Here is a 17,199-nt window from a genome sequence, read left to right on the forward strand (position 1 = left end):
ATGGCTATTAGCGCCATACTGTAAAGTTACCAAGCCCCAATAGCGCATGATCCTGAACCAGGACTTGATTGACATTCGCCTGTGCGGGGCCATGACGAAGCCATGCCAGAAACTGCTCCACCGCTTCTGGCTCGCCTTCACATTTTATCTCGACACGCCCATCGTCCAGGTTTCTTACCCACCCTGTGATACCTAAGCGCTCTGCCTCTTCCCGGGCACTTTCTCGATAACGGACGCCCTGTACCCGTCCGTCGACGTGGATATGCCTTGCCTGACTGCTCATGGTGACTGCTTCTCCAGCTCAGCGATACGTGCCTGTATGACCGCAGCCGTTTGCTCCCCTACAAGCTTTTCCCTGAAACGGCCTTGGGGGTCAACAAGATAGGTGGCTGGCAGGACATTGCTGACCGGCAGATCAAAATGCTTGGCAGGATCCTTTTGGAAGACGGCGTATTGAATACCCATCGTTTCTGCACTCTTACGCAGTGCATCGTCCTGCTGATGATCGTAGTTAACGCCTAGCACCCTTATCTCAGCATTGGCTTTGGCCAAGGCATTGAGCTGGGGGATTTCCTTGTGACAGGGTCCGCACCACTCTGCCCAATAATTAATGACCAACCACCGCCCGTCCAGCTGAGCGTTATCGATTTTATGGCCATACTGGTCATTTCCGTAATCCGGCGTACAGGCTGCCAACAAGAAACTGACGGCAAGCAGGCCGCCACGTAACGCTTTAGTAATCATGCTGACTCCATGGAAGATACTGGTTTGGCTTCAGGTTTCAGCCACTTGGCGAGACTGCCGCCCAGAAGTTGCTCACGTTGCTCATGAAGCTGTTTAAGCGCTTCAATCAGAGGAGGATACCAGTCACCTGTACAGCGCTCGACCTCAGGAAGACGATCGATCTCTGGTAGATGCCATGGGCTCTTTTCCATCAATTGCGTCAGGGTGAATGTGTTGAGATCCCGGCAGAGCACCCATCTTCCACTACTGGTGTGGCACACCAGTTTCTCTTTCTTGAGAAAATCCAGAATGGGTTGCCATTGATCCTCAGGCAACTTCCAGCCGCTTTTCTGGAGCTCGACAAGATCGAGCGAGGCGCCTGTCTGTTGCCGATCCAGAAAGACACGAAGTACGCCCAGCAAGACAAGAAACGTAGGGATTGGCTGTCGGCGCCACTGCTTGGAGGAAGAAAGGTTGCACACCAACTCCGCGCCAAAAAGAACGATCAGCCAGGAGACGTAAATCCAGACCAGAAAAAGCGGAATGGTCGCAAAAGCGCCGTAGATCAGCTTGTAGCCCGGAAAAAACATGACATACAAGCCAAACAATGACTTGGCCGCTTCGAATAGCACTGACGTAAAGATGCCTCCAACCAATGCATGCTTGAGCGGAACACGCGTGTTTGGTACCGCGGCATAGAGCAAGGTGAAGGCAGCCATACTGAAAAATAATGGCATGAACTTGAGCAGCACGGCTGTTCCCATGACTGCGTATCGACCTGACATCAGGGACAGCGACGCGATATAGGTGCTGATCGCAAAGCCTGCGCCTAGCAAAAGAGGCCCCAGACTGAGGATTGCCCAATACAGGAGAAAACTGGACATGCCTCGACGAGGTTGGGAAACCCGCCAAATGTCATTGAAGGTTTTTTCAATGGTCACCAGCATGGTGAGGGACGTTACTGCCAGCAGCGCGACGCCTAGCCATGTCAAGTGGCGGGCCTGCTCGATAAATCCACGCAGGTGCTCCTCCAAGGTCTCGCCGGTCGAAGGGACGAAGTTATGGAAGATGAATATCTGAATCTGCTCTTCTGTTCCCTGAAAGGCGGGAATGGCAGAGAGCATGGCAAAGGTCACCGTCATGATGGGAACGACGGCAAACAGGGTGGTGTAGGTCAAGGCCGCCGCGTTGTTGGGCGCTCGATCGCCAAGAAAGCGTTTGACCAGGAAACGGCCCCATTCAAATGTGTCGCTCAGGCGCTGACGCATTCTATTTCCTCAACCATGCGTGAATCGTCTTGAATCCAATTACCCGGCACAATGCTCGTTCAGACCACCGGAGGCCCGTTAGAATAGCTGTCACCTCCACAACGATGCGACCTTTTCAATGAGCGAATCGATACTCTTCCACAATCCTCGTTGCTCCAAGTCCCGCAGCGCACTCGAATTGTTGCAGGAAAAAAAGCTGGACCTGCATGTGGTTCGCTACCTTGAAACGCCCCCTACCGCCGCAGACCTCAAGGGTATTCTGCTTAAACTGGGCATCCCGGCTCGTCAGCTTCTGCGTACCGGCGAAGAGGAATACAAAGCGCTAGGCTTGGCGGATGAAACTCTTTCTGAAGACAGACTGATTGAAGCCATGGCGAGTCATCCGAAACTGATTGAACGCCCCATTTTCATCGTAGGCGACAAGGCGGTCGTTGGCCGCCCGCCAGAAAAGGTTCTGGAGATACTGCCATGAGTGCTTCCTATATCCTGGTGCTTTATTACAGCCGACATGGTGCTACAGCCCAGATGGCTCAGCAGATTGCCCGCGGTGTGGAAATGGGTGGCCTGGAGGCACGTATCAGGACCGTTCCGGGTGTGTCGACAGTATGTGAAGCAACCGCACCGGAAATTCCAGAGGAAGGCGCGCTATATGCCAGCCTTGATGATCTGCGGCATTGTAACGGCCTGGCCTTGGGCAGCCCTACGCGGTACGGCAACATGGCGGCGGCGCTGAAGTACTTTTTGGATGGCACGAACAGCTTGTGGCTGACAGGCGAATTGGTAGGAAAGCCGGCCGCGGTCTTCACTTCCACTGCAAGTCTGCACGGTGGTCAGGAAAGCACGCTGCTCTCCATGCTGCTGCCTCTGCTCCATCACGGCATGCTGGTAACCGGATTGCCGTACAGCGAAAGCGCCCTGCTTGAAACCAAAGGCGGCGGCACACCTTATGGTGCCAGCCACTTTGCCGGAACCGATGGCAAGCGGGCCTTGGATGAACATGAGATCACGCTGTGCCGTGCGCTAGGCAAGCGCCTTGCAACCACAGCCCTGCAACTGGAGTCGCGCCGCTGAAGTGCTTAGCTACAGCGCCGTAAACAGGTAGCGGCTCACCAATCCATGATTTCCTTGACGAACGGAATGGTGAGCTTGCGCCGCGCCTGCAAGGAGGCGTGATCCAGACGCTCAAGCACATCAAACAAGGAGTTCATGCTCCGTGAGCCACGCGTCAGGATATAGCGTCCCACTTCTTCGTTCAGATGCAGACCCCGTCGAGAGGCGCGCAGCTGCAGCGCGCGCAGCTTGTCTTCATCAGACAGCGGCTGAAGCTGGAAGACCAATGCCATGGTAAGCCGTGATTTGAGATCCGGAAGCTTGATAGGCAATGACCGTGGAGGCTTGGAGCCAGACAGCAAGAGCCGCTTTCCGGCATCCCGCACACGATTGAAGAGATGAAACATCGCCTCTTCCCATTCTCGCTTGCCTGCCAGGGCATCCAGATCGTCCAGGCAAACCAGCTCGCACTGTTCGAGATTTTCAAACAGCGCGGTTCCATACCCGGAAAGCTCGGCCATTGGCAGATAAACGGCTTGCTCACCCATCTGATAAAACCGCAGGCAGGCAGCCTGCATCAAATGGCTACGCCCGGCGCCTTCCGTTCCCCAGAGGTAGATAAGGCTTTCAGCCCAACCTGCGTCCAGCTCGCATAGGCGCTCGACATAACCCAGCGCCGCCGCATTTGCGCCGGGATAATAATTGGCAAAGGTAGCGTCATCGCGTAGACGCACACCCAAGGGTAACTGTATCGGTTTCATGCCGTGTCTGGCGGCTCGCTGGATTCAGGTCGACCGGGTTTGGAGTAAAGGTCGGAAAGTTTATACAAATCATGGATATGACGCAGCAGAACCATCAAGACGGCGGCTACGGGTAATGCGAGAAGAATACCGCTGAAACCAAACAGTTGACCACCCGCCAGAACGGCAAAGATGACCGCAACGGGATGTAGGCCAATACGATCACCCACCAGAAGCGGTGTCAGCACCATGCCTTCGATCATTTGTCCGAAGACAAATACCGCGAGAATGCCCAGCAGCGGATACCAATCAAGGCCAAACTGGAAGAATCCAGCAGCCATGGCTGCAGTGATGCCAACCGCAAATCCCATATACGGGACAATGCTGGCCAGTCCCGCCAGCAGACCAATCAACAGGCCCAGCTCAAGCCCTACCAGCATCAGCCCACCGGCATAGATGATTCCAAGGCCAAGCATGACCATCAACTGTCCGCGCAGGAAGGCGCCCAGTACCTCATGACAGTCACCCAGCAGCCGAGTCACCAAACCTTCGTGTCGACGCGGGAGCAGGCCCCTGAGCTTGCCAACCATGACATCCCAGTCGCGTAACAGATAAAAGCTTACGACCGGGATCAACAACGTGTTTCCGATCCAGGCCAGTAAAGCAAGACTGGAAGACGTTGCCTGGGCGAGAACGATACCGACGATATCACCGGTACGATCCAGATGGCTGGTCAGCACCGCCTTGATACGATCGAAGCGCCAGAAGCTGTCTGCAAGACCGAATTTGATCTGAATCCATGGCAATGCGGTGAACTGGAGCCAGTCGAGTATGGCAGGCATCAACTCGTAGAAACGGATGAACTGCCTGACCAGCATGGGCACGATGACAAGCAGCATGCCCAGCAGAACCAGCAGGAAGGCCAGATATACCGTAAGCACGGCCAATGTGCGGGAGAGCCCCAGCCGCTCCAGCCGATCTACCAATGGATCACCCAGGTAGGCCAGTAACATGCTGATCAGAAAGGGAGACAGAATAGGCTGCACCGAGTGCAGCAGCCACAGCAAAACGGCCAGCCCGCCAATGACATACCAGCGGCGTGTCGTCATGTTCGTTTCTCGCTAAATAATTTGTGCATAAAGAAAGCCGCTAGGCGAAGGCCAGGCGGCTTGGGAGTGTCTGATGATCGGCCTGCGGTAAGGTCTCTCTTTAGCGGACCCGATCAATGCCAGCGATAATAGAGTACCTGTTGTGCTGGCGCAGGTGCGGGCGGCTGTGAAGCGCCTGGTGCAGCTTGGGTGTCCGGTGCCGCAACGGGCGCGTTGGCATCGACCGGTGCAGAAGATTGCTCCAGATCGGCCAGGCCTAACTGTGCATGAAGTTGATCCGGGTTAGCGGTCAGCTGATAGCGAAGCTGTCCATTCTCTGCCTTGAGCAACCGAGCACCCATGGGCTCCAGCAGCTTTTGCAGCTGAGAGTAGCGCTCGAAATTGGCCCCATCTACTACCAGTGTCAGAGCTTGTGTAGAACCTGGCTTGGTAATGAACTGCTTGGCCAGACGTGTACTTAGCTCATGCATGATGGTATTGGCCAGGGCATCCAGATCGGCTCCCTGCGCATTGCCCTGTGCCGAGTTGGTCCCCTGCCACATCCGCCATTGAGCCTGCCAGGAACTACCCGATTGCCTGGCATGAACCGCCAGCAATACATCACTGCTATAACGCTTGGAAGCCTCACGCAGGGCATCTGGCTTGCCAGAATCAATATTTTCGGCAGTACCGACCAGCTGTTCACTGAGGTCTGCCAAGGGCAGGACGAGCGGCAGGCCACTGTCCTGAGCGGCCCTTTGCAAAGGAGCTGCCGCTGGTTGGCTGTCACCCACCAGGGCACTACCACCATCAGAATCGTTCAACCACCACGTCATCACAGAGGGGCGATTGGCTCCCCAGATAGGCAGCCCCGCCTGCGTCAGGGTACGGTTGACGGATGCAGGATCGAAATTGACGACCAGCACGGCTGGCGGGCCGGCATCGTAACTGTACTGGGTAATTAGTTGCTGAGGGCTTTTTACCGACTCGGATAAGGCAGGGCTCTGAGCGGCATTCGCATCGCCAGTCAAACGAACCACCAGATCCTGCAGGGCACGCCCCAGCGCAGCGTCGCGCTCTGAGGGCTGCTGGGAGGCAACGGGCTCGCGCACCTGATAAAGGCCTTCCACCAAGGCTGCTGAAGCAGACTGGCTCAGCAAGGGTAGGCAGAGCGTAAGCAGAAAGGCAAAACGACGCATGTAGAGTCTCGGCAAGCAGGAACGAAGAGGCATACCTTAAAAGGCGCCATGCCCGGCGGCAAGCCTGAGGGCAGGTTATGTGCAGCATCACGGTGAAATCAGACCGCGCTTTATGCCAAAAGGCTCCTTTATGACTGAATAAAAGCTGAATAAGCCTGACAAGGCCATTCGATGACCAACAGTGCCTCGTCAGGAAGCGCCGTTTCCCGATTGCTTCTGGTAAAATCGCCGCCTCTCAAAAGCTGTGCCCGCGGCATAGCCTGTTTCGCAGCATTTTTAAAAGGCCTGGATTCATGAGCAAGCAACCCTCGTTGAGCTACAAGGACGCCGGAGTGGATATCGACGCAGGCGAAGCCCTGGTTGAACGTATCAAAGGCGTCGCCAAGCGTACTGCCCGCCCGGAAGTCATGGGCGGCCTCGGTGGTTTTGGCGCCCTCTGTGAAATCCCGGCCGGTTACAAGCAGCCGGTTCTGGTTTCAGGTACGGACGGTGTCGGCACCAAGCTTCGTCTGGCAATGAATCTGAAAAAGCATGACAGCATTGGTATCGACCTTGTTGCCATGTGTGTAAATGACCTGGTTGTCTGTGGCGCCGAGCCACTCTTCTTCTTGGACTACTATGCCACCGGCAAACTGAACGTTGATGTCGCGGCTCAGGTAGTGACCGGTATCGGCGAAGGCTGTGAGCAGGCCGGATGCTCGCTGGTAGGGGGTGAGACCGCCGAAATGCCCGGCATGTACGAGGGCGAAGACTACGATCTGGCTGGTTTCTGCGTAGGCGTGGTGGAAAAGGCCGAGATCATCGACGGCTCCAAGGTATCGACCGGCGATGCGCTGATCGCGCTGCCCTCCTCCGGCCCGCACTCCAATGGTTACTCCCTGATCCGCAAGATCATCGAGGTTGCAGGCGCGGATATCGAAAGCATCCAGCTCGACGGCAAACCTTTGACCGACCTTCTGATGGCGCCGACGCGTATCTATGTCAAACCCCTGCTCAAGCTGATCAAGGACACCGGCGCCGTGAAAGCGATGGCCCACATTACTGGTGGCGGCCTGCTCGAAAACATTCCGCGCGTTCTGCCTGAAAACGCGCAGGCAGTCATCGACGTGGAGAGCTGGACACGTCCGGTCGTATTCGACTGGCTGCAACAGCAGGGCAACGTTGACGAGACAGAAATGCATCGCGTGCTGAATTGCGGTGTTGGCATGGTCATCTGCGTCGCGCAGGAGCACGTTGAGAAGGCGCTGAACACGTTGCGCGATGCGGGCGAGCAGCCTTGGGTAATCGGTCAGATCGCCGCCTGCGATGAAAGCGCTCCTCGCGTTGTACTGAATAATCTGAAGACGCATTGATGCCTGCACGTTGTAATGTCGTGGTATTGATCTCAGGTGCCGGTAGCAACCTGCAGGCACTGATCGATGCCTCGACCAGCCCGGAGGCGCCCATCCAGATCCGCGCGGTGGTTTCCAACCGTGCGGATGCCTACGGATTGGAGCGTGCTCGCCAAGCGGGCATCGAGGCGCAGGTTCTTGACCATACACAGTTCGCTGATCGGGAGGCGTTCGACGCTGCCCTCGTCGAGCTGGTTGATCGCTTTGAACCGGACCTCTTGGTCCTGGCCGGCTTCATGCGTATCCTGACGGAGCGCTTCGTGACCCATTACCGAGGCCGGCTGCTCAATATTCACCCCTCCCTGTTGCCACGCTATACCGGTCTGCGTACGCATCAACGTGCGCTGGATGCAGGCGATCTGGAGCATGGCTGCAGTGTTCACTTTGTTACGGAAGAGCTTGATGGCGGCCCGGTTGTTGTACAGGCCGTCGTTCCCATTCATCCTGGTGACACAGCGGAAACCCTGGCCCAGCGCGTTCACGGACAGGAACACGTAATTTATCCTCTGGCTGTCAGCTGGTTCGCCCAAGGGCGCTTACGGCTGACTGAGCGAGGCGCTGAACTGGATGCCCAGCCGTTGTCGGCTACCGGACATGTCATTCGATCCTAGGAGAAATATCCCATGCGACGATTGTTGTGCCTGATCGCATTTGCGCTGGCCCTGCCCGCCCATGCGTTCGACCTTAAACCCTTTGATGCCAGCTACACCGCCGACTGGAAGCAGATGCCCATGAGTGGCTCAGCTGAGCGGCACCTGACAAAACAGCAGGATGGCAATTGGAAACTTGAATTCAGTGCCTCCATGCTGGTGGCGGGCCTGACCGAAGCCAGTACGTTCCGCTATGAAGGCGACACGTTCCTGCCCACGAGCTATAGCTATTCACGCCATGGCCTGGGTAAAAGCCGTGAAAGCAAGCTGACCTTTGACTGGACCGCGAAGAAAGTCACCGGCACTGAAAAAGGCGACTCGGTCAACCTGCCGCTGGACCGTGGTCTGGTGGACAAGTCCACTTACCAGCTGCTCCTGCAGCATGATGTGGCAGACGGCAAGAAAAGCATGAGCTACCAGGTGGTCGACGGTGATGAGATCGATACTTACGATTTTCGCGTAATTGGCGAGGAGCGCGTGCGCACCAAGGTGGGTCTGGTTGATGCCATCAAGGTCGAGCGCGTTCGAGATCCCACCAAGAGCAACCGTAAGACTGAACTGTGGTTTGCGAAGAACTGGGATTACCTGCTGGTCCGCCTGTATCAGATGGAAACCGATGGCAAGGAATACCAGATCATGCTGGAAGACGGCTCCGTTGACGGCAAGCCGGTGAAAGGTCAGCAAGGCTAAATCGCCTAGTACCCCTAAAAACGCGTCTTATCGAGAGGTAAGGCGCGTTTTTTATTGACTGCGTTTTTTTGCAGAATGACGTGTTGCCTGTTGAGCCTGCGACATATTGTCGCTATAAATGTAACAGATTATTGCAAACAATCAGCTTGGTCTCTTTTCCTGATTGATCAATGATCGAGTTGTTAGCTGCCTTGCGTGCCCTTTTAACCAAGGAGAAAGACAATGACCGTTACAGTGACTGAACGCGACGAAAACCATATGTCTCAAGAAGCCCGTTCACTGGGTTTATCTGTCTGGGACGTTCACCAGGAAGGCCATTTAGTCGGTATTTATCATTCCGAGGCCGATGCGGTCGCGTAAAGTCAGCGTTGATTTAAAGCAGTATCCATAAAAAAGCCCACCTGTTAGAGGCGGGCTTTTTTGATCAGTCGTTTTATTCGAAAACCTTATCCAGGGTAATTGGCAGATCACGAATACGCTTGCCTGTTGCGTGATAAACCGCGTTGGCGATGGCCGCCGCAACCCCTACAATACCGATCTCGCCTATCCCTTTTGCGCCGAGCGGATTGACAATCTCGTCGTGCTCTTCGACAAAGATGACATCCAGATCATGCACATCGGCGTTTACCGGAAAATGGTATTCGGCAATGTTGTGGTTCATCCAGCGGGCCAGATCCTTATCAAGCATCCCCTCTTCCTGCATGGCCATGCCAATCCCCCAGACCATTCCGCCCAGGATCTGGTTTCGTCCTGGCTTGAGACTTAAGACGCGCCCCGCTGCAATGGCACTGACCATCCGGCTGACCTGAATCGTACCGAAGTCTTCGTCGACCTTGACCTCCACAAACACTGCAGAGTGGGTAGCCGTTGTGTAATCGTCCCGCTCCTTCTTAGGCGAGGCACTGGCGGAAGCCTCCATGCTTGGTGTCCCCCCCTTTTTCAAGAGATCAGCGATCTTGATTCGCTCGGCAGGTGCGGCCTTGATGCAAATTTCACCATTTTCGAAAACGACGTCGGTCAACTCAAGGTTGCTGAAGGGCGATTGATCCTCTTCCTTGGCTTGATCGAGCAGTTGCTGTTGAAGGGTTTCGCATGCCTGCTTAACGGCGGAGCCAACAGAAGAAACGGTAAACGATCCCCCTTCCAGGGGCGCCTTGGGCAAAGTCGAGTCGCCCAATCTGAATGTGACCTTTTCCAGAGGCAGGCCGAAGAGTTCCGCTGCGATCTGGGTCATGACGGTATAGGTACCCGTACCGATATCAGCTGTAGCGCTGGAGACGACCAAGCTACCGTCGATGTTGATCACTGCCTTGGCACTGGCGGGATTCTGCATGGCCTCCCAGACACCGGTTGCCATTCCCCACCCTACCAGCTGCTTGCCATCGCGCATTGAACGTGGTTCGTGACTACGCTTGGACCAGCCAAACCGTTCGGCACCCTGGCGGTAGCATTCGAGCAACTCCTTGCTTGAGTAAGGCTTGTTGGAGGCAGGATCGACATCCGTGAAGTTGCGGATACGAAACTCCAATGGATCAATGTTGGCCGCGTAGGCCAGCTCGTCCATCGCGGATTCAAGGCCATAGACACCTAGCACAGCGCCCGGTGCACGCATGTCCAGCGGTGTATAGAGGTCAAGGGGAGCCAGCTTGTAATCCAGCCGCACATTGGGGCATCCATAGAGCGAAGCGGACCAGACCACGACCATCTCAGTGAAGTCCTCAAAGCTTGAAGTCTCGCCTACTACTTCGTGGATAGTCGAAACCAGCTTGCCTTCCTGATCACACGCCAGCCGGAAATGCTGGATGGTTTCCGGGCGATGACCGAACGAGAACATTTGCTCGCGGGACAGCACTACACGAACGGAACGCTTGAGCTTAAGCGCCGCCATGGTCGCCAGTACCAGTTGATACTGTGGACGCAAACCAGAACCAAAGGCGCCACCCACAAAGGGTGTTACGACACGTACATCTCCATCAGGCAGGCCGAAGATGTTGGAAATGAACTGAGCGCTGTTCTGTACGCCCTGCGTCTTGTCATGGACGGTCAACTTGCCATCTGTGTTGTAAATGACCGTAGAGGCATGCATCTCCATCGGATTATGAAACTCGGCGGCCGAATGGTATTCCGCCTCGATCTTCACTGGTGCACTCGCCCAGGCGCTATCGGCATCGCCGCGATCTGGCGGCATGGGCGTAGGCGCCTTATGGGCATTGCCACGCTGAGCGTAGATGTCAGCCTGATGCGGCTCGGCTTCGTAATCCACTCGAATCAGCGAAGCCGCATAGTGAGCAGTTTCGAAGCTTTCTGCCACCACCAGCGCAACCGGCTGCATGTTGAACAGGACTCGGTCGTTATAGAGAGGACGAAAGTGCTTGCCATCTGCGGCGTCCATATCGGTGTAGCTTTCGTTATACGATGCCACCTCGGGACGGTTTTCATGGGTAATGACATCCAGAACACCCGGAACATTGAGCGCTGCCTGGGTATCGATGCTCAGGATGCGGCCCTTGGCTACCGAGCTGTTGACGACATAGCCGGTGCAGAGGTCGGCTGTACCGAACTCACCGGCATAAAGGGCTTTGCCAGTTACCTTGAGTGGCCCATCGACCCGAGAAACGGCCTTTCCTAGATAAGCTGTCATTTGGCATTTACTCCTGAAGCAGCCTCGCTCAAGGCACGCACAATGGCGCGCTTGGCCAGTTCAATCTTGAAGCTGTTGTGCTCGAACCCCTGGGCTCCCTGCATGAGCAATTCTGCAGCTGCCCGAAAGTTCTCTTCGGTAGCCGGCTTGCCTGCCAGCAATGCTTCAGCCTCAGGTTTACGCCAGGGTTTATGGGCCACACCTCCCAAGGCAATACGGGCTGTGCCTATGTTGTCGCCGTTGAGCTCCAGCGCCGCGGCAACCGAGACGAGCGCAAAAGCATAGGACGCTCGGTCACGGATCTTGACGTAGGCGTAGTTCTCGGCAAATCCTCTGGGAGGCAGCTCAACAGCAGTAATGAGTTCATGCTGCCCTAGATTGGTGTCCAGATGCGGTGTATCACCAGGCAGACGGTGAAACTCGCTCATCGGAATCACGCGGTCACCCTCAGGCCCTGACACATGAACCGAGGCCTCCAACGCAGCCAACGCAACGGCCATGTCAGATGGATGGACGGCGATACACTGATCGTTGTGCCCCAGAACGGCATGGATGCGGTTCTGGCCATTGAGCGCCCCGCAGCCTGAGCCCGGCTCGCGCTTATTGCAGGGCGTGCCGATATCGTAGAAGTAATAACAACGCGTGCGCTGGAGCAGATTGCCCCCGGTGGACGCCATGTTGCGCAGCTGGGCCGAGGCACCCGCCAGAATGGCTTGAGAAAGCAAGGGATACACCCGCTCGACATCAGGATGGTAGGCAACCGTCGAGTTCTTGACCAATGCCCCGATATGCAAGCCCCCGGCCTGCGTCGTTTCGATCTCGCGCAAGGGCAACGCATTGATATCGACCAGCTGGTCGGGGCGTGCCACGTTTTCCTTCATCAGGTCGAGCAGGTTGGTCCCACCGGCGATGAACCGCCCCGTGTCACTTAACTGCTGGATGGCATCGGTGACTTGCTGGGGTTTTGAATAACTAAAGCGATTCATTCCCGTGGCCCTCCCTTGCAGGCAGGCATGGCCTGCTCGATAGCCGCCAGAATGTTGTTGTAAGCACCGCAACGGCACAGGTTTCCGCTCATTTGCTCACGAATCTCATCACGCGTCTGCGCCTTGCCTTCCTTGATCATGCCAATGGCAGAACAGATCTGCCCCGGTGTGCAATAACCGCACTGGAAGGCATCTTGCTCAACGAAGGCTGCCTGCATGGGATGTAACTCATCGCCGTTGGCAAGGCCTTCGATAGTTGTGATTTCAGCGCCGTCCTGCATGACGGCCAGACTCAGGCAGGAGTTGATGCGGGTTCCGTTGACCAACACAGTACAGGCACCACACTGTCCATGGTCGCATCCTTTCTTCGTACCGGTCATGTCCAGGTGTTCGCGTAGCAGATCAAGCAATGTCGTCCACGGCTCGACTGCCAGCTCATGCTGTTTACCGTTGATGATCAGGGAAATCGTATGGGTATCAGCACCGGCGTCGGGCCGAAGCTGGCGAGCAGGAGTCGCATTCATAAAGGCCTCACGGTCGTAAAGGGGAGTGATCTGAGGTCACTCTTTTTTTCATGAAAGGCATCGATTGGATGTCTATTTCAGGAATACGACTGAAAGCTTCCGTCAAGGGTTCAGCACAAACCCATGGCAAGATGTGATGGAGGACTCAGTGCGATGCTCGATCAGAAACCGTTATTCACTACAGATATAAAAGGCTTCGCCTGAAGGCTCGGTTTTTGCACAGCCTTCATGGTGTTTGAGCGGTACGTGAAGGCAGTGAGGAAAAGCACTATGGCAATGAGTCCCTTGCAATCCATTGCACAAGCGTTCGAGGCGGATTTCAGTATCAATTTTCTGATCGAAAATCTGGAAGGCAGCGTCACGCTGGTACTGACCGACCAGAAAGGCTCGAAAATCCGCCGAATCATCACAGCGGAACAACTGGCAGACCCGGCAAGGGTTCAGCGCGTAATCGACACCATACGGTTTGGGCTGGCCATTGACGCAGGCCAAGGGATTTCGGTGATGAAAGCGCTTTCGGAGCCGGCCAATGATCAGGCACTTACGCCATCAATTGGCCGGCAAGGTGCGGCTTCCGATGGCACTGCCTAGGTGCGCCGTTGACCCACGACGGCGCACGGAACGTGCTATCAAAAGGGTGTCAGCAACGCCTCTGCAACGGTGTCGCGCTGTTCCTTACCCACAAGCTGATTGACCAGCTCAAGAGCAAACAGCTGGGCTGTACCGGGGCCTTGGCTAGTGACACAACGGCCATCCACTACGACGGGCTCGTTGACATATTGCCCTTGCTCGAGTTGCTCGATAAAGCTTGGGTAGCAGGATATACGCTTATCCTCGACCAACCCCCAGGGTTCGAGAATGACAGCAGGCGCAGCGCAAATCGCTCCGTAGAGTCTGCCCTGCTCTACATGCCGTCGCATGAAATGGCGCAGCGCCGTGCAATCGGCCAACCGTTGAGCGCCTGGCATGCCGCCAGGCAAGACAATAAGATCAAAGCTCATGGCCTGCACTTCCAGTAAGGTCACATCGCTCATCAAGCGGGTACCTCTGGCCAGCGTAATCTGGCGACGCGCCTCGATACTGGTTACCAGTACCTCGATGCCAGCACGACGCAGTACATCGATCAGCGTAACGGTTTCGATATCCTCATTACCGTCCGCAACGGCAAGCAAAGCGCGAATCATGGAACCTCCTGCTGTCAGACACGCATACCTTAGTGCAAAGCATAGGTTCTAAAAACAACAAACGGTTCAGTTTGTTACCTTCGTTGAGGAGATCGGCAGGAATAGAATCAATCGCTGCCATTCATAATGCAGCTAAACTCGCCATTCCAGAGCGTCCGGCAAAAGTCGAGCCTTGTTTGTACTACTCGCAAGATAAGTCGGCCCACTGCAACGACATACTCCTTCCTGCTCGCCTGTCATAAGCAAAGTTTGTAAATATCATTGTGCCTTAATATTATGGGCTGGTATTACTTTGTTTTAAGAGAAAAGGCGTCGCAGGCTCTGCCGTGACGCCCCAGCTCAACAGGTAGGTTGGTTATTTATGGTGACCCTGTAGGTTACAAGGTCACTTAAACGCCGGCTTGATGCAGCGTTCTGGATGTTTTACGACCACGCAAGCTGGGCGACCATAGCCCCAGACGCGCCTGAAGTTGCTCGATACGTGCCAGCGCCTCAGCGTATGACTCGTTCAGTCCTTCGATAGTGTGCTTCTGCTGCTCAAGCTCTTTACGCAGCAGTTCATTTTCCTGGCGCAGGTTCAGTTCAAGCAGGATTTCATCAGAGTGGAAAAGATCATTCTGCATTACGAACACCCTTGATACTGTACACGCATACAGTAACTCAAAACTCCTCCTTGACAAATCAAAACCCGACCAAATGCACCTGTTTTTGAAGGGCAAAACCTCAGCAATGGCGCGGCCTCCAGCCCTCCTGGCAACCCCAGTTGACTGAACGAGCAAACAAACCGAAAAAGAGGCATTTGAAATCAAGCAGATAGCTATATTTTCTCGGAATTTCATTAACACTTATCAGCCGCTTCGCTGAAATTAACCATTTTCTCTTCTTTTCCAACCTTATTGGCTATACCCCACCCTTAACGATATCTGTAGGATGCTGTTGATCCACTTCCTGATGTCTCTCTCATGTCTTATTCCAAACGCCAGTCGACTTCTGTAGCCCTGCTGGTAGCTGCCACCTTTTTCATGGAAAACCTGGACGCTACCGTGATCGCAACAGCACTTCCACAAATGGGAGAGTCCTTTCGGCGTTCGGCTGTCGATCTTAACGTTGGGATCAGTGCCTACATTCTGGCGCTTGCTGTGTTCATTCCTATCAGCGGATGGATTGCGGACCGCTTTGGTGCCCGCCGTGTCTTTGCGAGCGCTATAGGCTTCTTCACACTGGCCTCGCTGCTATGCGGCATTGCTCAGACACTTGAGCAATTCATTGCCGCCCGGGTGTTGCAAGGCATTGGCGGTGCCATGATGGTGCCCGTAGGCCGTCTGGTAGTGTTGCGCATCACTGAAAAGAAAGATCTGGTCAGAGCCATTGCCTTTATTACCTGGCCTGGCTTGATCGCACCTGTACTAGGTCCTCCGCTAGGTGGACTGATTACCACCTATACGTCTTGGCGCTGGATTTTCTACCTTAACCTGCCCCTGGGGCTGATCGCCCTTATTCTGGCTCTACGAATGATTCCGACCGGCACCGAAACGCGCCGGGCACCACTTGATTGGTTTGGCTTTCTATTAGTAAGCGGTGCCTGCCTTACGCTTATGTTCGGCATGGAGCAAATCGGTCAAGGTCACGATACGCTGGGCAGTAATCTGGTATGGATACTGGCAGGCCTCATGCTGGGTGGATTGGCCGTCTGGCATATGCGCCAGCAGGAACATCCACTGATCGACCTTTCGAACCTCAGCATTCAGACCTACCGCGTGTCGCTGTATGGCGGTACTCTGTTTCGTATCAGCATCAACACCGCACCCTTTCTGCTGCCATTGATGTTCCAGCTGTGCTTTGGCTTCAATGCGTTTCATGCTGGTCTGATTCTACTAGCGCTGTTTGCCGGAAACCTTTTCATGAAGGTATTTACCACACCGGTCATGCGTCTGTTCGGTCTGCGGCGAACCCTGATCGTCAACGGTCTGGTTTGCGCCGTGACGCTTCTGCTCTGCGCTCTGCTGTCCGAGCGCTGGCCCCTGCCCGCTATTCTGCTCCTGCTATTCGTAAGCGGCATGGCGCGCTCACTGCAATTTACCGCCAATAATACACTTGCCTTTGCCGACGTCCCCAAGCCCAGGATGAGCGACGCCTCCACCCTGTTCAGTACGGTATTTCAACTCTCGACCGGTATTGGCGTGGCCATTGGCGCATTGGCGCTCAGGGCCTCCATGGAGTGGAACGATCATGCCACAGCGCAGCTTACCGATTTCCACACGGCCTTCATCGTCATTGGCGTAATAGGCTTGTTAAGCGTGATAGACAGCCTTGGACTGGCCCGCAATGCAGGGGATGCCGTTACGGGACATCAACCACGCCACGTCCGCTAAACAGGCGTTAGACGTCAGCCCATTGCCGGAGCAGGTTGTGATAGGTTCCGGTCAGTGCAAGCAGGGCCTCGTGATCAGGCACATCGCGGGTAAGACGCTGTATGGCCTTATCCAGGTCATACAACAAGCGGCGATGACCATCATCACGCACTAGGCTTTGAGTCCAGAAAAAACTGGCGATACGTGCGCCGCGTGTCACTGGCGCAACCCGATGAAGACTCGTAGCAGGATAGATGACCATGTCACCTGCAGGAAGCTTGACCTGCTGCTCGCCATAGGTGTCCTGAATAATCAGCTCACCGCCATCGTAGGTATCGGGCGAAGAGAAGAAAAGTGTCGCAGAGACATCCGTACGGACCCGCTCAGGATGCCCTTTCAATGCGCGGATGGCGTTATCGATATGAAATCCGAAAGACCCGCCTTCTCTATAACAGTTGAACAACGGAGGAAACACCTTTCGTGGCAAGACTGCCGACACGAAAACAGGGTGGTGGCTCAGACGCTGAACGATCTGATTGCCCAGCTCGATAGAGACCGGGTCATCCTCGGGTAATTGAATATTGTGCTTGGCTCTGGCGGACTGATGACCTGCCGTTACCTTTCCGTCTCCCCATTTCGCCTGCCGCAACACATGTTCGATGTCACATGCCTCTTCGGGCGAAAATACGCCGGGGATATGTACGAGCATAAACG

Annotated in this window: 20 protein-coding genes; 8 read left to right on the forward strand and 12 right to left on the reverse strand. The window is 55.2% G+C overall.

Translation table 11 applies throughout. From position 1 onward, the window contains the following. Positions 1-7 precede the first annotated feature (7 nt). From HMPREF1487_RS03430 to HMPREF1487_RS03440, 3 genes are read right to left on the reverse strand one after another with little or no spacing between them, the layout of a single operon-like run. Positions 8-283 (reverse strand): acylphosphatase, encoded by a 276-nt coding sequence (locus HMPREF1487_RS03430; RefSeq protein ID WP_010795196.1) that lies wholly within the window; start codon positions 281-283, stop codon positions 8-10. Beyond that, complete coding sequence (locus HMPREF1487_RS03435; protein WP_010795197.1) at positions 280-744, reverse strand: TlpA family protein disulfide reductase; 465 nt, start codon at positions 742-744, stop codon at positions 280-282. Before HMPREF1487_RS03435 ends, HMPREF1487_RS03430 begins: the two co-directional genes overlap by 4 nt. Then, a complete protein-coding gene (locus HMPREF1487_RS03440) occupies positions 741-1,991 on the reverse strand; it encodes a YihY family inner membrane protein (RefSeq protein ID WP_010795198.1) in 1,251 nt (416 codons plus the stop codon). The genes HMPREF1487_RS03435 and HMPREF1487_RS03440 overlap by 4 nt, the downstream gene beginning before the upstream one ends. A gap of 118 nt (positions 1,992-2,109) precedes the next feature. Here HMPREF1487_RS03440 and arsC point away from each other — a divergent pair, with 118 nt between their 5' ends. Together arsC and wrbA are read left to right on the forward strand one after the other, a co-directional pair. Next, positions 2,110-2,463: an arsenate reductase (glutaredoxin) gene (arsC, locus tag HMPREF1487_RS03445; RefSeq protein WP_010795199.1), complete on the forward strand. Its 354-nt coding sequence runs from the start codon at positions 2,110-2,112 to the stop codon at positions 2,461-2,463. Beyond that, on the forward strand, positions 2,460-3,062 hold the full coding sequence (gene wrbA, locus HMPREF1487_RS03450) for an NAD(P)H:quinone oxidoreductase (RefSeq protein WP_010795200.1): 603 nt from the start codon (positions 2,460-2,462) through the stop codon (positions 3,060-3,062). The genes arsC and wrbA overlap by 4 nt, the downstream gene beginning before the upstream one ends. A 35-nt stretch (positions 3,063-3,097) precedes the next feature. On the opposite strand, the gene hda is transcribed toward wrbA, so the two are convergent. The 3 genes from hda to HMPREF1487_RS03465 form a co-directional block, all read right to left on the reverse strand. Continuing rightward, positions 3,098-3,802: a DnaA regulatory inactivator Hda gene (gene hda / locus HMPREF1487_RS03455; protein WP_010795201.1), complete on the reverse strand. Its 705-nt coding sequence runs from the start codon at positions 3,800-3,802 to the stop codon at positions 3,098-3,100. Then, positions 3,799-4,890, reverse strand: coding sequence for an AI-2E family transporter (locus HMPREF1487_RS03460; protein WP_010795202.1), 1,092 nt, complete (start codon positions 4,888-4,890; stop codon positions 3,799-3,801). Before HMPREF1487_RS03460 ends, hda begins: the two co-directional genes overlap by 4 nt. Before the next feature lie 113 nt (positions 4,891-5,003). Continuing rightward, positions 5,004-6,068, reverse strand: coding sequence for a DUF2066 domain-containing protein (locus HMPREF1487_RS03465; protein WP_010795203.1), 1,065 nt, complete (start codon positions 6,066-6,068; stop codon positions 5,004-5,006). Between the two features lie 293 nt (positions 6,069-6,361). Here HMPREF1487_RS03465 and purM point away from each other — a divergent pair, with 293 nt between their 5' ends. The 4 genes from purM (at position 6,362) to HMPREF1487_RS27670 (ending at position 9,159) form a co-directional block, all read left to right on the forward strand. Beyond that, positions 6,362-7,420, forward strand: coding sequence for a phosphoribosylformylglycinamidine cyclo-ligase (gene purM / locus HMPREF1487_RS03470; protein ID WP_010795204.1), 1,059 nt, complete (start codon positions 6,362-6,364; stop codon positions 7,418-7,420). After that, positions 7,420-8,070 carry a phosphoribosylglycinamide formyltransferase gene (purN, locus tag HMPREF1487_RS03475; RefSeq protein ID WP_010795205.1) on the forward strand — a complete coding sequence of 217 codons (651 nt, stop codon included), beginning with the start codon at positions 7,420-7,422 and terminating at the stop codon, positions 8,068-8,070. Before purM ends, purN begins: the two co-directional genes overlap by 1 nt. Before the next feature lie 12 nt (positions 8,071-8,082). Continuing rightward, on the forward strand, positions 8,083-8,799 hold the full coding sequence (locus HMPREF1487_RS03480) for a DUF3108 domain-containing protein (protein WP_010795206.1): 717 nt from the start codon (positions 8,083-8,085) through the stop codon (positions 8,797-8,799). Between the two features lie 222 nt (positions 8,800-9,021). After that, a complete protein-coding gene (locus tag HMPREF1487_RS27670) occupies positions 9,022-9,159 on the forward strand; it encodes a hypothetical protein (protein ID WP_010795207.1) in 138 nt (45 codons plus the stop codon). Positions 9,160-9,232: 73 nt separating this feature from the next. On the opposite strand, the gene HMPREF1487_RS03485 is transcribed toward HMPREF1487_RS27670, so the two are convergent. Genes HMPREF1487_RS03485 through HMPREF1487_RS03495 form a run of 3 tightly spaced genes read right to left on the reverse strand, consistent with a single transcriptional unit; the run spans position 9,233 to position 12,950 of the window. Then, on the reverse strand, positions 9,233-11,440 hold the full coding sequence (locus tag HMPREF1487_RS03485) for a xanthine dehydrogenase family protein molybdopterin-binding subunit (RefSeq protein ID WP_010795208.1): 2,208 nt from the start codon (positions 11,438-11,440) through the stop codon (positions 9,233-9,235). Beyond that, entirely contained in the window at positions 11,437-12,426 is a 990-nt protein-coding gene (locus HMPREF1487_RS03490; RefSeq protein ID WP_010795209.1) for an FAD binding domain-containing protein, read from the reverse strand. The genes HMPREF1487_RS03485 and HMPREF1487_RS03490 overlap by 4 nt, the downstream gene beginning before the upstream one ends. After that, positions 12,423-12,950, reverse strand: coding sequence for a (2Fe-2S)-binding protein (locus HMPREF1487_RS03495; RefSeq protein WP_010795210.1), 528 nt, complete (start codon positions 12,948-12,950; stop codon positions 12,423-12,425). Before HMPREF1487_RS03495 ends, HMPREF1487_RS03490 begins: the two co-directional genes overlap by 4 nt. Before the next feature lie 270 nt (positions 12,951-13,220). Here HMPREF1487_RS03495 and HMPREF1487_RS03500 point away from each other — a divergent pair, with 270 nt between their 5' ends. Then, positions 13,221-13,541, forward strand: coding sequence for a DUF3509 domain-containing protein (locus HMPREF1487_RS03500; protein ID WP_010795211.1), 321 nt, complete (start codon positions 13,221-13,223; stop codon positions 13,539-13,541). Positions 13,542-13,579: 38 nt separating this feature from the next. Here the strand turns inward: HMPREF1487_RS03500 and HMPREF1487_RS03505 are convergent, their stop codons facing one another. Then, complete coding sequence (locus HMPREF1487_RS03505; protein ID WP_010795212.1) at positions 13,580-14,134, reverse strand: DJ-1 family glyoxalase III; 555 nt, start codon at positions 14,132-14,134, stop codon at positions 13,580-13,582. A 389-nt stretch (positions 14,135-14,523) separates the two neighbouring features. Then, positions 14,524-14,757: a hypothetical protein gene (locus HMPREF1487_RS03510; protein ID WP_010795213.1), complete on the reverse strand. Its 234-nt coding sequence runs from the start codon at positions 14,755-14,757 to the stop codon at positions 14,524-14,526. A gap of 339 nt (positions 14,758-15,096) precedes the next feature. On the opposite strand from HMPREF1487_RS03510, the gene HMPREF1487_RS03515 reads away from it, so the two are divergent. Continuing rightward, entirely contained in the window at positions 15,097-16,506 is a 1,410-nt protein-coding gene (locus HMPREF1487_RS03515; RefSeq protein ID WP_010795214.1) for a DHA2 family efflux MFS transporter permease subunit, read from the forward strand. A 7-nt stretch (positions 16,507-16,513) separates the two neighbouring features. Here HMPREF1487_RS03515 and HMPREF1487_RS03520 read toward each other — a convergent pair whose 3' ends face one another. Further along, positions 16,514-17,194, reverse strand: coding sequence for a Fe2+-dependent dioxygenase (locus HMPREF1487_RS03520; RefSeq protein ID WP_010795215.1), 681 nt, complete (start codon positions 17,192-17,194; stop codon positions 16,514-16,516). Positions 17,195-17,199 lie beyond the last annotated feature (5 nt).

The organism is Pseudomonas sp. HPB0071 (assembly GCF_000478505.2).
GTDB classification, from domain to species: domain Bacteria; phylum Pseudomonadota; class Gammaproteobacteria; order Pseudomonadales; family Pseudomonadaceae; genus Chryseomonas; species Chryseomonas luteola.

Coding starts and splice junctions, on each gene's coding strand:
- HMPREF1487_RS03430 (WP_010795196.1), bottom strand. CDS start 283: ATGAGCAGTCAGGCAAGGCATATCCACGTCGACGGACGGGTACAGGGC.
- HMPREF1487_RS03435 (WP_010795197.1), bottom strand. CDS start 744: ATGATTACTAAAGCGTTACGTGGCGGCCTGCTTGCCGTCAGTTTCTTG.
- HMPREF1487_RS03440 (WP_010795198.1), bottom strand. CDS start 1,991: ATGCGTCAGCGCCTGAGCGACACATTTGAATGGGGCCGTTTCCTGGTC.
- arsC (WP_010795199.1), top strand. CDS start 2,110: ATGAGCGAATCGATACTCTTCCACAATCCTCGTTGCTCCAAGTCCCGC.
- wrbA (WP_010795200.1), top strand. CDS start 2,460: ATGAGTGCTTCCTATATCCTGGTGCTTTATTACAGCCGACATGGTGCT.
- hda (WP_010795201.1), bottom strand. CDS start 3,802: ATGAAACCGATACAGTTACCCTTGGGTGTGCGTCTACGCGATGACGCT.
- HMPREF1487_RS03460 (WP_010795202.1), bottom strand. CDS start 4,890: ATGACGACACGCCGCTGGTATGTCATTGGCGGGCTGGCCGTTTTGCTG.
- HMPREF1487_RS03465 (WP_010795203.1), bottom strand. CDS start 6,068: ATGCGTCGTTTTGCCTTTCTGCTTACGCTCTGCCTACCCTTGCTGAGC.
- purM (WP_010795204.1), top strand. CDS start 6,362: ATGAGCAAGCAACCCTCGTTGAGCTACAAGGACGCCGGAGTGGATATC.
- purN (WP_010795205.1), top strand. CDS start 7,420: ATGCCTGCACGTTGTAATGTCGTGGTATTGATCTCAGGTGCCGGTAGC.
- HMPREF1487_RS03480 (WP_010795206.1), top strand. CDS start 8,083: ATGCGACGATTGTTGTGCCTGATCGCATTTGCGCTGGCCCTGCCCGCC.
- HMPREF1487_RS27670 (WP_010795207.1), top strand. CDS start 9,022: ATGACCGTTACAGTGACTGAACGCGACGAAAACCATATGTCTCAAGAA.
- HMPREF1487_RS03485 (WP_010795208.1), bottom strand. CDS start 11,440: ATGACAGCTTATCTAGGAAAGGCCGTTTCTCGGGTCGATGGGCCACTC.
- HMPREF1487_RS03490 (WP_010795209.1), bottom strand. CDS start 12,426: ATGAATCGCTTTAGTTATTCAAAACCCCAGCAAGTCACCGATGCCATC.
- HMPREF1487_RS03495 (WP_010795210.1), bottom strand. CDS start 12,950: ATGAATGCGACTCCTGCTCGCCAGCTTCGGCCCGACGCCGGTGCTGAT.
- HMPREF1487_RS03500 (WP_010795211.1), top strand. CDS start 13,221: ATGGCAATGAGTCCCTTGCAATCCATTGCACAAGCGTTCGAGGCGGAT.
- HMPREF1487_RS03505 (WP_010795212.1), bottom strand. CDS start 14,134: ATGATTCGCGCTTTGCTTGCCGTTGCGGACGGTAATGAGGATATCGAA.
- HMPREF1487_RS03510 (WP_010795213.1), bottom strand. CDS start 14,757: ATGCAGAATGATCTTTTCCACTCTGATGAAATCCTGCTTGAACTGAAC.
- HMPREF1487_RS03515 (WP_010795214.1), top strand. CDS start 15,097: ATGTCTTATTCCAAACGCCAGTCGACTTCTGTAGCCCTGCTGGTAGCT.
- HMPREF1487_RS03520 (WP_010795215.1), bottom strand. CDS start 17,194: ATGCTCGTACATATCCCCGGCGTATTTTCGCCCGAAGAGGCATGTGAC.